This window comes from Pseudomonas putida (assembly GCF_028682175.1).
GTDB lineage: Bacteria > Pseudomonadota > Gammaproteobacteria > Pseudomonadales > Pseudomonadaceae > Aquipseudomonas > Aquipseudomonas putida_AD.
This window is the reverse complement of record NZ_JANHKS010000009.1, coordinates 110357-128114: the sequence shown is the minus strand read 5'-3', so window position 1 is coordinate 128114 and position 17758 is coordinate 110357. Positions and strand designations below refer to the sequence as shown.

General features: G+C 62.9%; 13 protein-coding genes. 4 read left to right on the top strand and 9 right to left on the bottom strand.

Annotation, left to right across the window (positions count from 1 at the left end):
- Window positions 1-126: 126 nt before the first annotated feature.
- Window positions 127-1566: a cardiolipin synthase gene (gene cls / locus NPS29_RS09195; RefSeq protein ID WP_274132135.1), complete on the top strand. Its 1440-nt coding sequence runs from the start codon at window positions 127-129 to the stop codon at window positions 1564-1566.
- 113 nt (window positions 1567-1679) lie between these two features.
- On the opposite strand, the gene cfaB is transcribed toward cls, so the two are convergent.
- The 5 genes from cfaB to hflK all read right to left on the bottom strand — a co-directional run bounded on the left by cfaB (window position 1680) and on the right by hflK (window position 9199).
- Window positions 1680-2864: a C17 cyclopropane fatty acid synthase CfaB gene (cfaB, locus tag NPS29_RS09190; RefSeq protein WP_274132134.1), complete on the bottom strand. Its 1185-nt coding sequence runs from the start codon at window positions 2862-2864 to the stop codon at window positions 1680-1682.
- 293 nt (window positions 2865-3157) lie between these two features.
- A complete protein-coding gene (locus NPS29_RS09185; RefSeq protein WP_274132133.1) occupies window positions 3158-5110 on the bottom strand; it encodes a cation-translocating P-type ATPase in 1953 nt (650 codons plus the stop codon).
- Window positions 5107-6174, bottom strand: a complete 1068-nt coding sequence (locus NPS29_RS09180; protein WP_274132132.1) for an SPFH domain-containing protein — start codon at window positions 6172-6174, stop codon at window positions 5107-5109. The genes NPS29_RS09185 and NPS29_RS09180 overlap by 4 nt, the downstream gene beginning before the upstream one ends.
- Window positions 6171-7211, bottom strand: a complete 1041-nt coding sequence (gene hflC / locus NPS29_RS09175; RefSeq protein ID WP_274132131.1) for a protease modulator HflC — start codon at window positions 7209-7211, stop codon at window positions 6171-6173. The genes NPS29_RS09180 and hflC overlap by 4 nt, the downstream gene beginning before the upstream one ends.
- 11 nt (window positions 7212-7222) lie before the next feature.
- A complete protein-coding gene (gene hflK, locus NPS29_RS09170; RefSeq protein ID WP_274132130.1) occupies window positions 7223-9199 on the bottom strand; it encodes a protease modulator HflK in 1977 nt (658 codons plus the stop codon).
- Window positions 9200-9554: 355 nt separating this feature from the next.
- Here hflK and NPS29_RS09165 point away from each other — a divergent pair, with 355 nt between their 5' ends.
- A complete protein-coding gene (locus tag NPS29_RS09165) occupies window positions 9555-10430 on the top strand; it encodes a LysR substrate-binding domain-containing protein (protein WP_274132129.1) in 876 nt (291 codons plus the stop codon).
- A gap of 87 nt (window positions 10431-10517) precedes the next feature.
- Here NPS29_RS09165 and NPS29_RS09160 read toward each other — a convergent pair whose 3' ends face one another.
- The 4 genes from NPS29_RS09160 to fae form a co-directional block, all read right to left on the bottom strand.
- Window positions 10518-11885, bottom strand: coding sequence for an MFS transporter (locus tag NPS29_RS09160; protein ID WP_274132128.1), 1368 nt, complete (start codon window positions 11883-11885; stop codon window positions 10518-10520).
- Between the two features lie 186 nt (window positions 11886-12071).
- Entirely contained in the window at window positions 12072-13505 is a 1434-nt protein-coding gene (locus NPS29_RS09155) for an NAD-dependent succinate-semialdehyde dehydrogenase (RefSeq protein ID WP_274132127.1), read from the bottom strand.
- Window positions 13502-14536, bottom strand: a complete 1035-nt coding sequence (locus NPS29_RS09150; protein ID WP_274132126.1) for an aldo/keto reductase — start codon at window positions 14534-14536, stop codon at window positions 13502-13504. Before NPS29_RS09150 ends, NPS29_RS09155 begins: the two co-directional genes overlap by 4 nt.
- Window positions 14537-14546: 10 nt before the next feature.
- Window positions 14547-15059: a formaldehyde-activating enzyme gene (gene fae / locus NPS29_RS09145; RefSeq protein WP_274132125.1), complete on the bottom strand. Its 513-nt coding sequence runs from the start codon at window positions 15057-15059 to the stop codon at window positions 14547-14549.
- A 403-nt stretch (window positions 15060-15462) separates the two neighbouring features.
- On the opposite strand from fae, the gene NPS29_RS09140 reads away from it, so the two are divergent.
- Complete coding sequence (locus tag NPS29_RS09140; RefSeq protein WP_274132124.1) at window positions 15463-16104, top strand: CDP-alcohol phosphatidyltransferase family protein; 642 nt, start codon at window positions 15463-15465, stop codon at window positions 16102-16104.
- Window positions 16105-16312: 208 nt separating this feature from the next.
- Complete coding sequence (lpdA, locus tag NPS29_RS09135; protein ID WP_274132122.1) at window positions 16313-17713, top strand: dihydrolipoyl dehydrogenase; 1401 nt, start codon at window positions 16313-16315, stop codon at window positions 17711-17713.
- Window positions 17714-17758 lie beyond the last annotated feature (45 nt).

Genomic DNA, 17758 nt, shown 5'->3' with positions numbered 1-17758 from the left:
GTCGTTACCGTAGACAATGACGCTTAGACGACAAATCCGGTAACCAGTTGCAGGCCGAATTAAATAGCGACAATCGCGGCGGGCTGTGGTCTGTTAGACACAATCGAATCCGCAACAAGGTCGCTCATGGACTATCACAGCCCGTATTTTTTCGGCTATCTGATCGGCTTCACTCACCTGCTGGGCATCGTAGCAGCGATTCATGCATTGCTGACGGTGCGCACCGCGCAAGGCTCCATCGCCTGGGCCATGCCGCTCATTTTCATCCCCTATATCACCCTCATTCCCTACCTCGTCTTTGGCCGCAGCACCTTTGATGCGTATATCAAGGCGCGGCGTCAGGCCAACACCGAGATGCGTGAGGCCATCGCCGATTTCAACTGGAAGCCCTGGATCGAAGAGGCTGTCGCCGCACGGCGCTCCGACGCCTACGAATCACTGCGGGCGATGCCCAAGCTGGGCCGCATGCCGTGCCTGGCCAATAACGAAGTGAAGCTGCTGATTAACGGCGATGCGACATTCAGCGCGATATTCGACGCGATCCGGGCGGCGAATCGTGTGGTATTCGTGCAGTTCTTCATCATCCATGACGACGATCTGGGCCGCCGCCTGCAAACCCTGCTTCTGGAAAAGGCCGCGGAAGGCGTCGAGATTTTCGTGCTCTACGACCGCATCGGCAGCCACGCCCTGCCCGCCAGCTACGTCGATAAGCTGCGCGCCGGTGGCGTGCAGATCAAAGCCTTCGCCACTCGAAGCGGGTGGCTCAATCGCTTCCAGATCAACTTCCGCAATCATCGCAAGATCGTGGTGGTCGATGGCGTGCGCGGCTTTGTCGGCGGGCATAACGTCGGTGATGAATACCTGGGGCTCAAGCCGCCGCTGGCACCCTGGCGTGATACCCATGTGGCGATCATCGGGCCGGTGGTGGCGTGCCTGCAGGAGTCCTTTGCCGAGGACTGGTTCTGGGCAACCCGGGAGTTGCCGCCGCTGATTCTGCCCGAGCACTACCCCGAAGACGGCGTGCTCTGCCAGTTGCTCGCCACCGGCCCTGCGGATCGGCAGGAGACCTGCTCGCTGTTTTTCGTCGAGGCGATCCACGCAGCCACCGAGCGGGTGTGGATCACCACGCCCTACTTCGTGCCCGACGAGGCAGTGTTCGCCGCGCTGCGTCTGGCGGTACTGCGCGGCGTTGACGTGCGGTTGCTGCTGCCATCGCGCCCCGACCACTACACCGTGTACGCCGCCTCCAGCCTGTTCGCGTTCGAGGCGGTGCGCGCAGGGGTGCGCATGTTCCGCTACCAGCCGGGGTTCCTGCATCAGAAGGTGGTGCTGGTGGATAACGAGATCACTGCGATCGGCAGCGCCAACCTGGACAACCGCTCGTTCCGGCTGAATTTCGAATTGATGCTGCTGACCGTAGACGAAGACTTCGCTCGGGAGGTGGAGGCAATGCTCAGTGACGACTTCGCCAACGCGGTTGAAATCTCGACGCAGGATAGTCGCGAGACGCATCAGTTGCAGCGTCTGGGGATGCGCGTGGCGCGGCTGATTTCACCGATTCTCTAAAGACCAAACATCCCTCGTAGCAGCACGGCTTGCCGGCGGGGCGGTGTGTCAGACAAATATGCATCGCCTGACACGACGCCCCCGCCGGCAAGCCGTGCTGCTACGGGTTAGGGTCAGGGGTAAAGATCCTCACGGGTCCACGGCAAATCATGGCTGCCATCGGCGCGGGGTTTCACCGCCAGGATCTGATGCAGGTTGATCCAGCCCTTGGAGAACGCATAAGCGCATCCGGCCAGGTACAGGCGGAAGATCCGCAAGGCCTGCTCCGGCACCATCGCCGCTGCCACCTCCAGCTTTTCTTCCAGCCGCGTGCTCCAGTGATCCAGGGTACGGGCGTAGTGCAGGCGCAGGCTTTCCACGTCCACCACCTCAAGTCCCGCCTCGCTGATGAAGCCGGTGATCATCGACAGGTGCGGCAGCTCGCCGTTGGGAAACACATAGCGGTCGATGAAATCACCCGCCCCGCGCCCCACAGGGCGACCATCGGTGTGCTTGGCAGTGATGCCGTGGTTCATCACCAGCCCGCCCTCCTTCACCGCCGCGAACAGGCACTTGGCGTAGAGGTCGAGGTTGGCGTGGCCGACGTGCTCGAACATGCCCACACTCACGACCTTGTCGAAGCGGCCGTCCTTGGGCAGGTCGCGATAGTCGAGCAACTGCAGCTCCACCCGGTCCTCCAGCCCCTCGGCTTTGACTCGCTCCCGCGCCAGCGCCAGTTGCTCGCGGCTCAGGGTAATGCCGAACACCTTCACCCCGTACTCGCGCGCCGCGAAACGTGACAGGCCGCCCCAGCCGCAGCCCACGTCGAGCAGATACTCGCCGGGCTTGAGGCGCAGCTTGCGGCACAGGTGATGAAATTTGTCCTGCTGCGCCTGATCCAGCGTCTCGTTGCCGGTCTTGAAGTAGGCGCAGGAATAGACCATGTCCTTGTCCAGCCACAGCCGGTAGAAGTCGTTGGAAAGGTCATAGTGGTAGGAGATCGACTTGGCGTCGGTGTCCTTGTCGTGCTGCGTGCGGGTGGGCGCGCTGGTGTCGTCTTCGTCGGCGAGGGCCAGGGTCAGTTCGTCACAGACCCGCATCACTTCGCTGATCGAACCCACAAGGTCAAGCCGGCCTTCAACGAAGGCGCTGCCCAGAAGGTCAAGGCTGGGGTGACTGAAATCGGACACCAATGCGGGGTCCTTCACGACGATGGTGACGCTTGGGTCGGACCCAAGGTCGAACTCGTTGCCATCCCAAAGCTTGAGTCGTAGAGGCAAATGAAGCTTTTGTAACGCCGGTGGAAGTTGCGCAAGCATTGAGATATCCCCCTAATCCGGAAACACGGAAAAGGGTAGTCCAAAACCGGCTCCAGAGTAGGAACCGTCAGGCTATCGGCTTGTTATGAGAGCGACGACAAATCTGAAATCGAGTACGGCCCTGTACTCCGGATTTCCAGCCAATGCGAAGCCTGCGATGGAACACCCTCTTCGTGACTGACTCATAATTTGTTACAGAGTTCTTCAAAGCTCAAGCGAATTTTTATACTTACGTAAGCCTGTCAAAACCGGTGCTCACAGCGCGAGCACCGGTAATCAAGGCTTGCAGGCAATTATGAAATTTTGCCGATAGGCTCGTGGAAGCGCAGCAAGCGTCCGGCGTTGCCGAGCACCAGCAAGGTGCTGAGGTTGTGCAAGATAGCGGCGATCATCGCGCCCGCAGCCCCCAGCACCCCGAACGCCGCCAGTGCGACAATCGCCAGCGTCCAGCCCAGCCCGATGATGACGTTGACCTGCAACGTGCTGCGGCACTGCCGGCTCAAGCGCACGCAAGTCCCCAGGCGGCGCAGGTCGCTGCCGATCAGCACGATATCGGCCGAGGCCAGTGCGATGTCAGCGCCGCCCGCACCCATGGCCACGCCCACCACGCCAGCCTTCAAGGCCAGCGAATCGTTGATGCCGTCACCCACCACCATCGGCCGGAAGCCGCTCTTGATCTCCCCCATCACCCGGTTGAGCTTGTCTTCGGGCAGGGCCTGGGCGTGGATGTCGCTGATGCCGACCTCATGGGCCAGGCTGTCGGCCACACTCTGACGGTCGCCGGTCAGCAGCAGTTGCCGGCCCATGCCCAACTCACGCAATTCACTCAGGGCCTGACGGGCCTCGGGCTTGAGGCTGTCGGCCAGCAGCAACCAGGCGAGGAACACACCATCGACCGACAGCCCGGCAATGGGGCCATCGTGATCGGGCACAGGCGAGGTGGCGATGCCCAGTTGCGCGAACAGCTCAGGCCGGCCAAGGGCAGCTTCTCCGCGCTCGGTCTGGGCAACGACGCCAAGGCCCTGGCGTTCGCGAATGTCTTGCAGCGCCAGCAGTTGATCCTTCTCGACCAACCCTGCCAGCGCGCGACTGACCGGGTGGCTGCTGGCCGAACCGAGACTGGCAGCGAGCGGGATCAGCTCATCGCCGGCGCCCTCCTCGGCTTGTACCGATTGCAGGCGCAAACTGCCGTAAGTCAGGGTGCCGGTCTTGTCGACCACCAGGGATGTCAGGTCGGCGAGTTCTTCAAGGAAGGCCGAACTGCGAATCAGGATGCCGTGGCGAGCCGCCACAGCGATCCCGGCAATCGCCGTGGCCGGCGCCGACAGCACCAGCGCGCAAGGGCACGCCGCAACCAGCACCGCCAGCATGGCCTGGGCGTTGTTGGTGATGAACCAGGTGACAGCGGCGATTAGCAACACCAGCACCATGTAGCTGCCCGCGTAACGCTCCAGCAGCCGGGTGATCGGCGGCTTCGAACGCTCGGCGCTCTGCATCAGGGCGATGACTTTGCCCAGGGTCGATTCATTGCCGATGCGCGTTACCTCGATGCGCAAAAGACCGTCGAGGTTGATCGCGCCGCCGAACACCTCCATGCCGGCGCGCGCTTCCAACGGCACCGACTCACCGGTGATCGGCGCTGTGTCCAGGCTCGCCTGGCCGAACATGACCATGCCGTCGGCGGGCACCCGGTCCCCGGCGCGCACTTCAACCCGGTCTCCGGCGACCAGAGTGCCGTTGTCCACTTCACGGATCGAGCCGTCGGCGGTGATCAATCGTGCATGGCTGCGAGTCAGTTTCCCCAGCGCCTGAATCGCTTCCTGGGAGCCGATGACGCTGCGCTCTTCCAGCACATGGCCGAAGATCATGATGATCGGCAGCAAGGCGGCAGTCATCAGGTCGCCCGTGGCCCAGGCGCCGAGCATCGCCAGCGCGATCAGTTGATCGGTGATGCCGTGCAGGCTTGGATAGCGCAGGCTGTGCCAGCCCGCGCTGACCACCGGAATGGCCACCAGCAGCGAGGCCGCACCCAGCAGCAACTGGCTGACGCCGACCTGCTCGGGGGCAAAGAAGCGCCACACCAGCCCCAGCGCCAGCAAGCCCAGGGCGAGCATTGCAAGGGTCAGTTGGCGTGCGGCGCTGCGTTGCTCGGTGCTGGTCAGCATGCTGCCGGGCTCGGGCGCATCAGCGTGATGATGGTCATGGCTATGTTCGGTGCCATGGTTGTGAACAGCTTCGCCACTCATTTGTCGGCTCCCTGAATGATCAGGCGTGAATCGTCATGGGGATCGACCGTGGTCACCGACCCTGCCTGTTTGAGAATGCCCGGCACCCGCTCGCGATAAAGACGCAGCAGCAGGCCGGGGTCGCTCTTGTCCTGGATCGACTGGGCCAGGCCGGTCACCGCCGCGGTATCGGTCTGCGCCTTGGCCAGCCGCTCGGAAGCCTGGGCATGGGCGACTTGCAGCGTGCGGTCGGCTTGCTGGTTAGCGGTCTGGTTCTGCTTCTCGGCGTCGGTGCGCGCATTGGCGACGGCCTGATCGGCTTGCTGGCTGGCGGTCAGCACCGCGTTGAAGGCATTGACCGCCGCAGCGGGCAGGCTGGATTGCACGTCCACGCGCACCACCTCGACACCCAGGCCGACGCCGGTGGCTGTCAGCTCTTCGAGACGCTTGTTGATGCCCTGCACCAGATCGCCACGCAGACGCTCGCGGCGCTCGGCAGACTGGCTGTCGGAGCCGATCAACTCAGGGCGCGCCACCAGAATGGTGTCCAGATCCCGTGCGGCAGTGAGGCTCACGGCACTGCGATTGACCAGCCGATCCAGCGCCGGCAGCACATGCTCGCCTTGCAGGACGAACTCGCGAGGGTCAGTGACCTTGTAGTACGCCGTGACATCGAGCTGTACGACACCGGCATCCCCAGTCAGCAGATAGCCGGATCCGGCCAGCGCATCGCTCATGGGCGTGGCGAAGCTGGTGACCTTGTCAGCGGCCAGCGCAGTCGGTGATCGCAGCAGGGTTTCGACGTGACGCTCGATCACCCGATCCGCCGAAGGCAGCAACGTCACCTGTTCAAAGGGTTGTGGCCAGGCCAGCAGCAGCCCGGCGTTCTGCACCCGATCCAGCTCACCGAAACGGAACACCACGGCGCGGTTCTGCGGGTCGATCTGCCGAACGTTGGACACCGCCCACCCCAGCGCGGCCAGCAGCGTCACAGCGTACAGCCCCAGGAAGGCCAACCGGCTGGCCTGCAACCAGGGGCTGTTGACCGGCGCGCGCTCGGCCTGCATCGAGTCTTGCTCACTCATGGCTGCGTTCCAGCCTTGCCATCGGGCTTGCCATCCAGGCTCGGCGGCCCGTCCACCAGCACCCGGAACGGTGCGGCATCGGTGCGCAGGATCAGCTTGGTGGTCGGCCCGACGACCGTGCCCAGAGTGTCCAGCGAGCGCAGCAGGTTGTAGAGCTGCGGCGAGCTGGCATAGGCGCGACCGTAGATCAGCGCAGCCTCCACGCGGGACTGCGCCTCGATATCGGCGGCCTTCACCGCAGCATCCGCTTCAACGATACGGGCGTCGCGCTCGGCGGCAGAACGGATCTGCGCCGCTTCGCGCTTGCCGATGGCGGTGCGTTCGGTGGCGATGGTTTCCCGCTCGGCGCGCATGCGATCGACCGTGGCGTTGAGGGTCACCGAGGGCAGTGTCAGTCGTTCAACACCCACCTGCAGGACGCGCACGCCGTAGGTGGTCAGCAGTTGCTTGTCGATCTGCTGACGCAGTTGATCTTCGAAGTCACCGATGCGCACCTGGCTGGCGTCGGTGTTGACCAGGCTCGACAGATCGAAACTGGCCGCCGTGGTTTCCAGCGCCGAACCTACGAAAGTGCGGATCTGCCGTGCGGCCTCATCGGGCTGGTTCTGCACCGCGCGCATGAAGCGCTTCACGTTGTCCGGGTCGCCCTGCACCTGCCAGGCCACGTAGGCCTGGACGATGATGCGCAGGCCATCGCGGGTGCCCACATCCTGCAAACCGCTGGAGGTGGTGCGCAGGCGCAGGTCCACCGGAATCGCCGCCTCGAACGGCGCCGGCCAGCGCCAGCTCAGGCCCGGATCGAGCAGCACCCGCGCAGGGTTGCCGAAGCGTGTGACCACCGTGGCCTCGCCGGATCGCACCTGCACCAGGCTTGCAGCCGCCACCGCAAAGGCAATCAGCACCGCCGCAAGCCCTGCGCGACGCCACGGAAACGGCGCAGGCCCGGACTCGTCGCCGTGGTGATGATGGTGACCGTGGTGGTGGCCATGGCCGCCGTGGTCGTGGCCGGAATGATCGTGGGAATGAAACAGACTCAAGGGATGACTCCTTATTCAGCCAATGGCTGGTCGGCTGACTTGGACGACGCCGCAGGGTCGACCGGGAGAGTGAAAGAACGCAGATCGATGGTGGGCGCGCTGGTGCCGCCCAGACGATGATCCAGTACAAGCAATTTGGCGTGGGTCATGCCCTGTGTCAGCTGGCTCAGGTACTGCTCCAGCAAGAACGCCTGGCCGGCCTTGGCATAACCTTGCTGCTCGGCGGTAAACCGCAGGTCTGCACTTTGTGCCGTGGACATGACTTCGCGGGAATTCGCCGCCGCCTGATCGTGGGCAATGCTGGCGTGCAACTGCGCAAGGTTGGCCTTGTCCTCCGCCGCACCGCGCTCGCGGGCGATCAGCGATTGGGCGCTGATCTGCGCCGCCTGCACAGCGTGATAGGCATTGGCCGCGCCTGCCGGTGGATGGATCGACTCGACTACCGTGGCGAGGATTTCCACGCCGCTGTCGAGCTTCTTGAGATCGCGCTGCACTGCGCTGCCAATGTCATTGGCCAGATCCGTGCGCTGCTCGCCCAGGAGTTCGTCGAGGGTGCGCGAGGCGAAATCGTGAACCAGGATGCGGCTGGCCGTGCTGCGGATCAGGCTCGGAATGTCGGCACTGTTGTAGGTCGCGGCCATGGCCGCCTCGTCGCTCAGGCCGATGCGATAGACGAAGCGCACGTCCATGTTGACGATCTGGAAGCTCTGTTTGTCCCCCGAACCGCTGGCGATGACCTGGGATTTGTCATTGATGTGCGTGGCATCCCACAGGCGGTTGGCGGTGGTCGGCGGCGGGCCTTCGGCAAGGTCGGCCATCGGCTGTGCAGCAGCGTCTTTGCCACTGCCGCCTTCCGAGACGCTGGTCGCCAGCTCATGCACCACACCGTTCTCGACGGCCAGCACCGTACCGAACGGCCACGGCAAACCGGCGTGCAAGCCTGGGCCCATCACCTCGACCGGCTTGCCGAAACGCTCGTAGATGCCGCGGCCCTGCATCGGGATTTCATGCACGCCGCTCAACGCCCAGCCCAGTGCGACAATGACCGCCAGCACCGGCAAAATGGCCCGGCGCATGTAGGTAAAGGCCCAGACCTGACGCAGGTCGATGCCGAAGCGATTGTGCAGTTCGTTCTGCAGCGCCATCAGCGGACGCGGTGGCCAGCGCAGCAGGCCGGCGACGAAACTGCTGGCGACCAGCCGTGGCTCCAGCCGTTCGTTGCGCGGGCTGAAGACCGAAAGCAACGCACGGGTCAGCAACTCGACCGCCACAAGCCCGGGAAGCAGTCCGATCAGCACCGCCAACCGAGCGGGCCAGACGCGATCCGGCGATGAGAAGAACAGACAGAACGCAGCCACCAGCAAGGTGCCGATTGCCACCTTCGCAATCTGCGCCAGTTGCTCGGCCTCCGGCCAACTGGCTTCGGAATCGTTGCTGAACTGGCGCTCGAGCACCAGCAAGCCGAATGCGACCAGCAGCAACAGGCCCGCGACGATACTGCCGGCAAGCCCCACGGAGGTGCCGACCAGGTTCAGGTTCCAGATCATGGAAATACTGATGAGCGCCAGCAGCGACCAGCCCGCCAGCCAGAACACCGGCACGCCGATCTGCCCCGCCATCGACGCCCCTGCCCCGCCGATGCGCGAAAGCAGGCGGTCATACCAGCCAGGCTCCGCGGCCTCTTCGGCATCGGGCTCGCTGCCAGCCTCGACGGGCACCAGCACCTGCGCGCGCCACAGGGTTACCACCAAGGCCGATTGCAACGCCGAGGCCAGTACCAACAGGCTCGCGGCGCTGTTGGTGAGCACTGCCGTCCACAGCGAATTGGGGGAAAACAGATCGACGAACAGCGACACCACCAGCCCCAGCACGCCAAGGCCACCCAGCACGTATGTCAGCCGGGACAGGCGCCGCGCCTGAAAGCTCGCTCGCTGAAACCTTGGCAGGCTCGCCGGTTCAACACCCTCAACATCCAGATCAACCCGCATCGACACTCCAGAACCTGCTGAACGCTGTAGTCATTGCATTTCCTGCCCCGCTGCCCGTGGTGAATTCACGGGATGAAACACAAAGTTTATGGGGCGTTACGATATAACAGTTGTGGTGAAATTTTCGTCCCGCTCTGCAGGGCAAACATGACGATTTCTTCACTCAGACAGCCAGCAGACAGGTTAGCCCCTCACGACCGCGAGCAGGTCCGGTTTTTCTACGCCAAGGCCTTGCATCGGCCTGCGTCACAGCGTCAGATACGTCCTACAAAAAATTCGCCAAGAATCAACACAGCCCACCCCTCCCGACATGCATGTGTCGGTGTCTCAGAGGTCGGTGCCGGAGCCCTGCCCGATGCGTCAACTACCCTCGCTGAACACCTTGCGCATCTTCGAAGAGGTGGCCAGGCATCGCAGCTTCAGCAAGGCGGCGCTGTCGCTGAACGTCACCCAGGGGGCCATCAGCCGACAGATCAAACAGCTAGAGGACTACCTGGGCGTCACCCTGTTCATACGCACCCCGCAGGGGCTTTCCCTCACGGAGTCGGGGGCGGCACTGTCACCGAACCTGGCACAGGCCTTCGATCACATCGAACGCGCCCTGCAGGCCGTGCGGGTGCCGAACCTGCGCCAGCGCCTGCGGATCCTCGCCCCACCGACCTGGGCGACGCGCTGGCTGTCGGTCCAGTTGCGCACCTTTGTACAGCGCTATCCGGACATCAGCCTGAGTGTTACCAACCAGGCGAGCCACGAGGGTTATGCTGAAGTGGATTGCCATATCCGCTTTGGCCTTGAAGCGGATACCCATTGCCAGAGCCAGTTGCTGGTCATGGAACGGCACATCGCCGTCGCCAGTCCCGAGCTGTTCGACAACGGTGAGCCGCCGGACCTGCGGCGCTTTCCATTGCTGCATATCCTGCACGAAGGCAAGCGGTTGAAGGTCTGGGAGAATTGGCTGAGTGCGGTAGGCAGGATCGATGTCGACGCAACCCAGGGCCTGGAATTCAGCACCTTGGATCAGGTCATCAATACCACCCTGGCAGGGGGCGGGCTGGCCGTCATCGACCGGCAGATGATCGAGCGCGAACTGGCCAATGGCAGCCTGCTGCCGATCACCCCGGTGGAAGTGCTCGGCCCCTACGGCTACTGGCTGGACGTGCCCAACGACAAGCAGGGGTTGTCGAAGGTGAAGCTGTTTACCGAGTGGTTGAGTCTGGTGAGTAACCCATAACCGCGCCCCCGTAGCAGCACGGCTTGCCGGCGGGGACGCCCTCAAGATCGCCCCCGCCGGCAAGCCGTGCCGCTACGGATGGATCGATTACGCTCGCGAGGTGAGCGAGGCATCCGCCGGCGCGACCATCGGCTCTCCTTCTTCCTTCACCGTACACGCCTGACTCAAGGTCAGCGCCTTGGTTTCCGGCGCCCAGGCCCAGGATATCAACGCACCGAGCGCCAGGATCGCGGCCAGCACGCCCATGGTCGGGCTCAGGCCGATCCCGGCGACGCTGATCGGCAACAGGAAGGTGCTGATCGCCGAACCCAGGCGGCTCACCGCAGTCGCCAGGCCAATGCCGCTGGCGCGCACCTCGGTGGGGAAGCTTTCGGCCGGGAACACGCCCACGAGGTTGCTCACCGCCGACAACACCAGGGTGAACAGCGCAAACGCCGCGACCATCAGCACCGCCGAGCTGCTGGGCAGCACCGCCAGCAGGAACAGCGCGATGGCCAGGATGATGAACGAGTTGATGAGGAAACCCCGACGGGTGAACTTGATCGTGCACCAGATGCCGATCAGCGCACCAAGGATCAGCAGCATGTTGAGCATCAGTTCGGTGCCGAAGCCTTCAGCCAGGCCCATCTTCTGCAGGATCGATGGCAGGAAGGTGTAGATCGCGAAATACGGCATCACGATGCAGACGAAGAACAGGCAGTTGAACAGCGTGCGGGTACGGTACTCGCGGCTGAACAGAATGGCGTAGCCGGAGCGGGTGTCGCTGGAGCGCTCTTCGTCGAGCACCACGTTGTCACCCAGGTGCTTCTTGACGATGGCACGAGCCTCGGCAACCCGGCCCTGGTTGATCAGCCAGCGCGGCGATTCCGGGGTACCGATCCGCGCCAGCAGAATCAGCGCGGCGGGAATGGCCGAAGACGACAGCATCCAGCGCCAGGCGTCGTCGCCCAGAGACAGCATCGCTGTGCCGACGAAGGTCGAGGCCACGTAACCGAAGGTCCAGATCACGCTGAACGAACCCAGCAGCACACCGCGATGTTTCTTCGGCGAGAACTCGGCGAGCATGGCGTGGCCGACACTGAAGTCGCCCCCCAAACCGATGCCGATCAACACCCGGCACAGGAACAGCTGCATCGCGGTTTCGGCGTAGAACTGCATGACCGAAGCGAGGGTGATGAGCACGAAGCTGACGAGAAAGATTTTCTGCCGCCCGACCCGGTCGGAAATCCAGCCGAAAAACAGACTGCCCAGAAACAGTCCTATCAGCGCGGAGGCGCCGATCAATCCCTGCCAGAAGGCATCCAGGTGCAACTGCGGGCTGAGCAGGGTGAATGCGATACCGATCAGGCCCAGGATGTAGCCATCGGTGAAGTGCGCACCGAACGTCAGGCCTGCGATCTTGATGTGAAACTTGCCGATGGGCAGATCATCGATTTTTACCGGTTGAACAGACATGTTTGCCTCCAGTTATTGTTATTGACGGAGAAGCGAAACCAGAATTTTCCATAGCGAGTGGTTGATCGTTCCCACGCTCCGCGTGGGAATGCAGATCGGGGCGCTCCGCGCCCTGTCACCGTCGCGACGCGGAGCGTCGCAGGATGCGTTCCCACGCGAAGCGTGGGAACGATCAAGGGTTACCTTTTAAAGCCCACCCATCAGCAAGTATTTGATTTCCATATAGTCTTCCAGACCATAACGCGATCCTTCGCGCCCCAGGCCCGACTCCTTGATGCCGCCAAATGGCGCCACTTCCGTGGAAACAAGCCCTTCGTTGATGCCCACCATCCCTGCTTCCAGGCCTTCGGCCACTCGCCACACACGTCCGATGTCGCGGCTGTAGAAGTACGCCGACAGGCCGAACGGCGTGTCGTTGGCACGGCGCAGCACCTCGGCTTCATCCTTGAAGCGGAAGCACGCTGCCACCGGGCCGAAGGTCTCTTCCTGAGCGATCAGCATCTGATCGTTCACCTCAGTGATCACGGTCGGTTCGAAGAAGGTGCCGCCCAGCGCATGACGCTGGCCGCCGCACAGCAACTTGCCGCCCTTCTCCAGCGCATCGCCGACGTGCTGCTCGACCTTGCCCAGCGCCGCGTCGTTGATCAGCGGGCCCTGCTCGGTGTCGCCTTCCAGGGCATTGCCCACGCGCATCAAAGCCACAGCTTCGGCCAGCTTGCGGGTGAAGGCGTCGTACACGCCGTCCTGAATGAAGAAGCGGTTCACGCAAACGCAGGTCTGCCCGGTGTTGCGGAATTTCGAGGCCATGGCGCCTTTGACGGCGGCATCCAGATCGGCATCGTCGAAGACAATGAACGGCGCATTGCCGCCCAGCTCCAGCGAGACCTTTTTCAGGGTGTCGGCGGCCTGGCGCATCAGCAATTTGCCGACGCGGGTGGAGCCAGTGAACGACAGCTTGCGCACCACGGTCGAGGCTTGCAGCGCACCGCCGATGGCGACTGCATCGCCGGACACCACGTTGAACACGCCCGCCGGGATGCCTGCCTGCTCGGCCAGTACCGCCAGCGCGAAGGCCGACAGCGGCGTCTCTTCAGACGGCTTGAGGATCATGGTGCAGCCAGCCGCCAGCGCCGGGCCGACCTTGCGGGTGACCATCGCCAACGGGAAGTTCCACGGGGTGATGGCCGCGACCACGCCGATGGCTTCCTTGGTCACGACGATTCGCGCATCCGGTTTGTGGCTCGGAATCACATCGCCGTAGGCGCGCTTGGCTTCCTCGCCAAACCACTCCAGAAAGCTCGCGGCATAGCCCACTTCGCCCATGGCTTCGGCAAAGGGTTTGCCTTGTTCGCGGCTGAGCAGGGTCGCCAGCTCGCGCTGATTGCTCAGCATCAGCTCGCTCCAACGCTTGAGCTTCACGCTGCGTTCCTTGGCCGTGAGCTTGCGCCAGGCCGGCAGCGCGCGTTCGGCGGCGGCGATGGCAAGATCAGTTTCCTCGGCGCCACCCTTCTGCACCTGAGCGATCAGCTCGCCGGTCGCCGGGTTGGACACCGGGTACGTTGGGCCGCCGGTCGTCCATTGACCGTCGATGTAGTGCCCGTTGCGAATCAGCGCGCTCATGCTACGGCCTCAGTCAGGCTGAAGACTTCAGTGGCAGGGCGCGCGGTGCGCAGGATGCGTTTGCCGGCGGTGTAATCGTTGATGACGTCGCACGGGGTGTAGTTGCGCTCCAGCTCGTACAGTTCATCGGCATCCAGTTTGGTTTCCAGCGCAGCCAGGGCGCTGTCGAATTGCTGCGTGGTGTCCGCGCCGACCAGCATGCAATCGACACCCGGATGGTTGGCGACCCACGCCTGAGCGATCTGCGCGTTGGACACGCCGCGACGCTGGGCCACGCGCTGCACCGAATGGGCGATCTGGAACGAGGCTTCGTCGCTGTACATCTGCTGGGTGAAGAAGTCGGTCTGGTTGCGGGTGGACTGCACGTCGCCGGTCAACAGGCCACGCGCGAGCGGGCTGAATACCGACACGCCCAGGCCCTGGTCGCGGCAGAACGGAATCATCTCGCGCTCTTCTTCGCGGTAGGCGCAGTTCAGTTGCAACTGCATGTTGATCGGCTTGACCCAGCCGTTGCGCTCGCAGGCCATGAGAATCTTCGCCAACTGCCCGGTGAGCATGGTCGAGACGCCGATGTAGCGCGCTTTGCCGGAACGCACGATGTCGTTCATAGCGCTCATGGTTTCTTCGACCGGGGTGTTCACGTCAAAGTAATGCAGCATGAACACATCGACGTAATCCATGGCCAGGCGGCTCAGGGACGCATCGATGCTGTCCATGATGTGCTTGCGCGAATGGCCGCTGGCGTTCTTGCCGGCGCGGGTGCCGTAGCCGACCTTGGTGGTGATGACCAGGTCTTCGCGACGGGCCAGACGCTTGACGATGCGCCCGACCACTTCCTCGCCGACGCCTGCGGAGTAGAAGTCCGCCAGGTCGATGAAGTTGACGCCGTTTTCCAGCGCGTGGCGCACGATCGGCTCGCTTTTCTTCTCGTCGAAGATCCACGGTTTCCAGTCAGGGGTGCCCATGTTCATGGTGCCCAGGCACAGGCGCGAGACTTCGAGGCCCGAATTTCCCAAACGAATGTATTGCATGGCGCGGACCTCAGGCTTTTGGCGTGTAGAAAGGGTTGCTGATGCGGTTGACCACATCGGCCAGTTGCGAACGCTCGGGCTTGCCGGTCAGGGCTGCGCGGATCGCGGTGCGGCAGGCGTTGTAGTTGTTCAGGTAGACGGCATCCAGGTCGTCGCAGGCCGGGTTGACCCAGTTGGCGGTGACGATCGCCCACTCGTCCTCCGCTTCGGCTGGCAGGGTGCCGTCGAGCAGCGCTTCGGTGACGGCCTTGGCGATGCCGGCCTGAGACGCGCCCCAGGTGGCGTTACCGTGGAGGTCGCTGCCAATGGCGGCCTTGTTCACGTAAAGGGTCATCGGCTTGACCGGGATGTTCGGCTGGGCGATGACCATGAACGGGCAGTGACCCTGGCTTGGCGAGGCGAGGCTGTTGGCGAAGGCCTGGCCGGCAGGGCCGTTGCGCGGGCCGATCAGGATGTTGATGTGGGCGGCGTTGACGCCTGGGCCTTCGAAGCCTTCACCGATGTACAGGTTGAGTTCTTTCATGGGGGTGTTCTCCGAAACGGAAGAAATGCGGGTGATCAGGACCGCACGCGGATGCCGAGCATCGCGTGGCGAATGGAGGAAGTCGGAGAGCGCCGCATTGGGCTGGACGGAATGGGGGCGTGCAGTGAAGTCATATCGCAAGCGCTCTTTGTTGTTGTGGGTGAGCTGTGATGCGATTTGTATCACCGGGATTTTCGCGGGCTGTAACCATAAAAACTCAAGGGGGTATGAGTTCAAGTCATACCCTCCAAATCCCCTGTAGGAGTGAGCTTGCTCGCGATGGCGTACATTCAGGCACTACTGCACATAACTGACCCGACGCGATCGCGAGCAAGCTCACTCCTACAGGACAAAGATGCACTATGCTCCCAGAAAGTTATCCACAGGGAGCTGGCCCGCGATCATGCTGACCACACTCAAAACTTGGCTGCAGAAAATCCTGCATCCGGTCGCCAAGGTCCTGTTCGATGACGGTGTGCGCGCCATTCACGTGACGCTGTGCGCAGGCCTCATTTCCATCGCGGTCGGGGTCCTGGTCGCGGCCTTTGCGTGGTATCCCTGGATGTTCCTGCTGATTCCGGCCTGGCTGCTGATTCGAATGCTGTTCAATGCGGTCGAGTCGGTGCTCGCCGGGGAGTTCGGGCAGCAGTCGAAACTGAGCACCTGCGCCCGCGAACTCAGCGTCGTGGTGACTGAAACCGCTCTGTTCCTGCCGTTTTCAGTGGTTCCCAAGGTCAGCCTGCTGCTGGTCCTGCTGGTGACCCTGCTGTCGATTTTCAGTGAGTTTGCCGGGTTGCTTGGCCCTGCCATAAAGGCCTCCCGAAGACGCGACGGGCCTATGACCAGCGATATCCGGATGCTGTGTTTTGCCATTTTCGGCGTCGGAATCGGCTCCGGCCACGTGCTCACCGCACCGATCAACATCGCCATGGCGGTGATGGCCATCCTGCTGCTGGTGACGATTTTCAACAGGATCAGGCGCGCTGTGGCCGAGATCACCAAGCCGGTCGAAGCGGCTACTCAGAAGGCTTATGCACAGGAGTGACCCGTACTGTTTCAACAGCTTTACACACATCCTGCAAACAGCTTATCCACAGGCGAATTTCACCCTTTGAATATCGACGCTTGACCTGAAGTCGCATTGTGAAGAAATATTATGAGCGTAATTTTTATTCAGCACAGGTCTCCAAGTCTTTTGCGAGCAGAAGTCTACGCTTCCCTCCATTGTCGATTTTTCCTTCAGGAGTGCGCACATGAGTAACTATGACGTTGTCATCATTGGCGGCGGCCCGGGCGGCTACAACGCAGCCATTCACGCCGGCCAGAAAGGCCTGAAAGTCGCCTGCGTCGAAGGCCGTGAAACCCTGGGCGGCACATGCCTGAACGTTGGCTGCATCCCGTCGAAGTCCCTGCTGCACGCCTCGGAGCTGTATGAAGCAGCGGTGGGCGATGAATTCAAGAAGCTCGGCATCGAGGTCACGCCCACCTTGAACCTTGGGCAGATGATGGCGCAGAAGGTCGAAAGCGTGACGGGCCTGACCAAGGGCATCGAGTTCCTGTTCCGCAAATACAAGGCCGACTGGATCAAGGGCTGGGGCCGCCTGGCAGGGCCCGGAAAGGTCATCGTCAAGGACGCCAGCGGCGCCGAAACCGAGCTGACCGCCAAGGACATCATCATTGCCACGGGCTCCGAGCCCACGCCGCTGCCGGGTGTGACCATCGACAACAAGCGCATCCTCGATTCCACCGGCGCGCTGTCCCTGAGTGAAGTACCCAAGCACCTGGTGGTGATCGGCGCAGGCGTGATCGGGCTGGAGCTGGGCTCGGTGTGGCGCAGGCTCGGGGCCAAGGTCACGGTGGTGGAGTTTCTCGATCACGTCGCCCATGGCACTGACCTGGAAACCGGCAAAACCCTACACCGCTCGCTGTCCCGTCAGGGCATGAACTTCAAGCTCAGCTCCAAGGTGACGTCGGCCGTCTCCAGCGAAACGGGTGTCAGCCTGACCGTCGAGCCTGCCGCTGGCGGCGAAGCCGAGGTGATTGAAGCGGACTACGTACTGGTGTCCATCGGCCGTCGTCCGGTGACGAAAGGTCTGGGTCTGGAAACCGTCGGGCTGGAAGTCGATAAACGCGGCGTGCTCGCCAACAAGGGCCATCGCACGGCCGTGGACGGCATCTGGGTCATCGGTGACGTGACCTCCGGGCCAATGCTCGCGCACAAGGCAGAAGACGAAGCCGCGGTGTGCGTGGAGCGCATCGTCGGCAAGAAAGGCGAGCTGAACTACAACCTGATTCCCAACGTGATCTACACCCGGCCGGAAATGGCCAGCGTCGGTAAGACCGAGGAGCAGTTGAAGGAGGAAGGCCGCGCCTACAAGGTCGGAAAATTCCCGTTCAGCGCCAACAGCCGGGCCAAGGTGAATCACGAAACGGATGGCTTCGCCAAGGTGCTGGCTGACGAGAAGACCGACGAGATTCTTGGCGTGCATCTCGTAGGGCCGAGTGTCAGCGAGATGATCGCCGAGTATTGCGTGGCGATGGAGTTTGCCGCCTCGGCCGAAGATGTGGCCCTAACCTGCCACCCTCACCCGACCCGCTCCGAGGCGCTGCGCCAGGCAGCGATGGGCGCAGGTGGGCATACGACGCAGGCTTAAAGACTCCTGCTCACCGTAGCAGCACGGCTTGCCGGCGGGGGCGGC

What these genes read in the sequence shown, in the direction of transcription:
- cls (WP_274132135.1), top strand. Translation starts at nt 127, where the DNA reads ATGGACTATCACAGCCCGTATTTTTTCGGCTATCTGATCGGCTTCACT.
- cfaB (WP_274132134.1), bottom strand. Translation starts at nt 2,864, where the DNA reads ATGCTTGCGCAACTTCCACCGGCGTTACAAAAGCTTCATTTGCCTCTA.
- NPS29_RS09185 (WP_274132133.1), bottom strand. Translation starts at nt 5,110, where the DNA reads ATGAGTGGCGAAGCTGTTCACAACCATGGCACCGAACATAGCCATGAC.
- NPS29_RS09180 (WP_274132132.1), bottom strand. Translation starts at nt 6,174, where the DNA reads ATGAGTGAGCAAGACTCGATGCAGGCCGAGCGCGCGCCGGTCAACAGC.
- hflK (WP_274132130.1), bottom strand. Translation starts at nt 9,199, where the DNA reads ATGCGGGTTGATCTGGATGTTGAGGGTGTTGAACCGGCGAGCCTGCCA.
- NPS29_RS09165 (WP_274132129.1), top strand. Translation starts at nt 9,555, where the DNA reads ATGCGTCAACTACCCTCGCTGAACACCTTGCGCATCTTCGAAGAGGTG.
- NPS29_RS09160 (WP_274132128.1), bottom strand. Translation starts at nt 11,885, where the DNA reads ATGTCTGTTCAACCGGTAAAAATCGATGATCTGCCCATCGGCAAGTTT.
- NPS29_RS09155 (WP_274132127.1), bottom strand. Translation starts at nt 13,505, where the DNA reads ATGAGCGCGCTGATTCGCAACGGGCACTACATCGACGGTCAATGGACG.
- NPS29_RS09150 (WP_274132126.1), bottom strand. Translation starts at nt 14,536, where the DNA reads ATGCAATACATTCGTTTGGGAAATTCGGGCCTCGAAGTCTCGCGCCTG.
- fae (WP_274132125.1), bottom strand. Translation starts at nt 15,059, where the DNA reads ATGAAAGAACTCAACCTGTACATCGGTGAAGGCTTCGAAGGCCCAGGC.
- NPS29_RS09140 (WP_274132124.1), top strand. Translation starts at nt 15,463, where the DNA reads ATGCTGACCACACTCAAAACTTGGCTGCAGAAAATCCTGCATCCGGTC.
- lpdA (WP_274132122.1), top strand. Translation starts at nt 16,313, where the DNA reads ATGAGTAACTATGACGTTGTCATCATTGGCGGCGGCCCGGGCGGCTAC.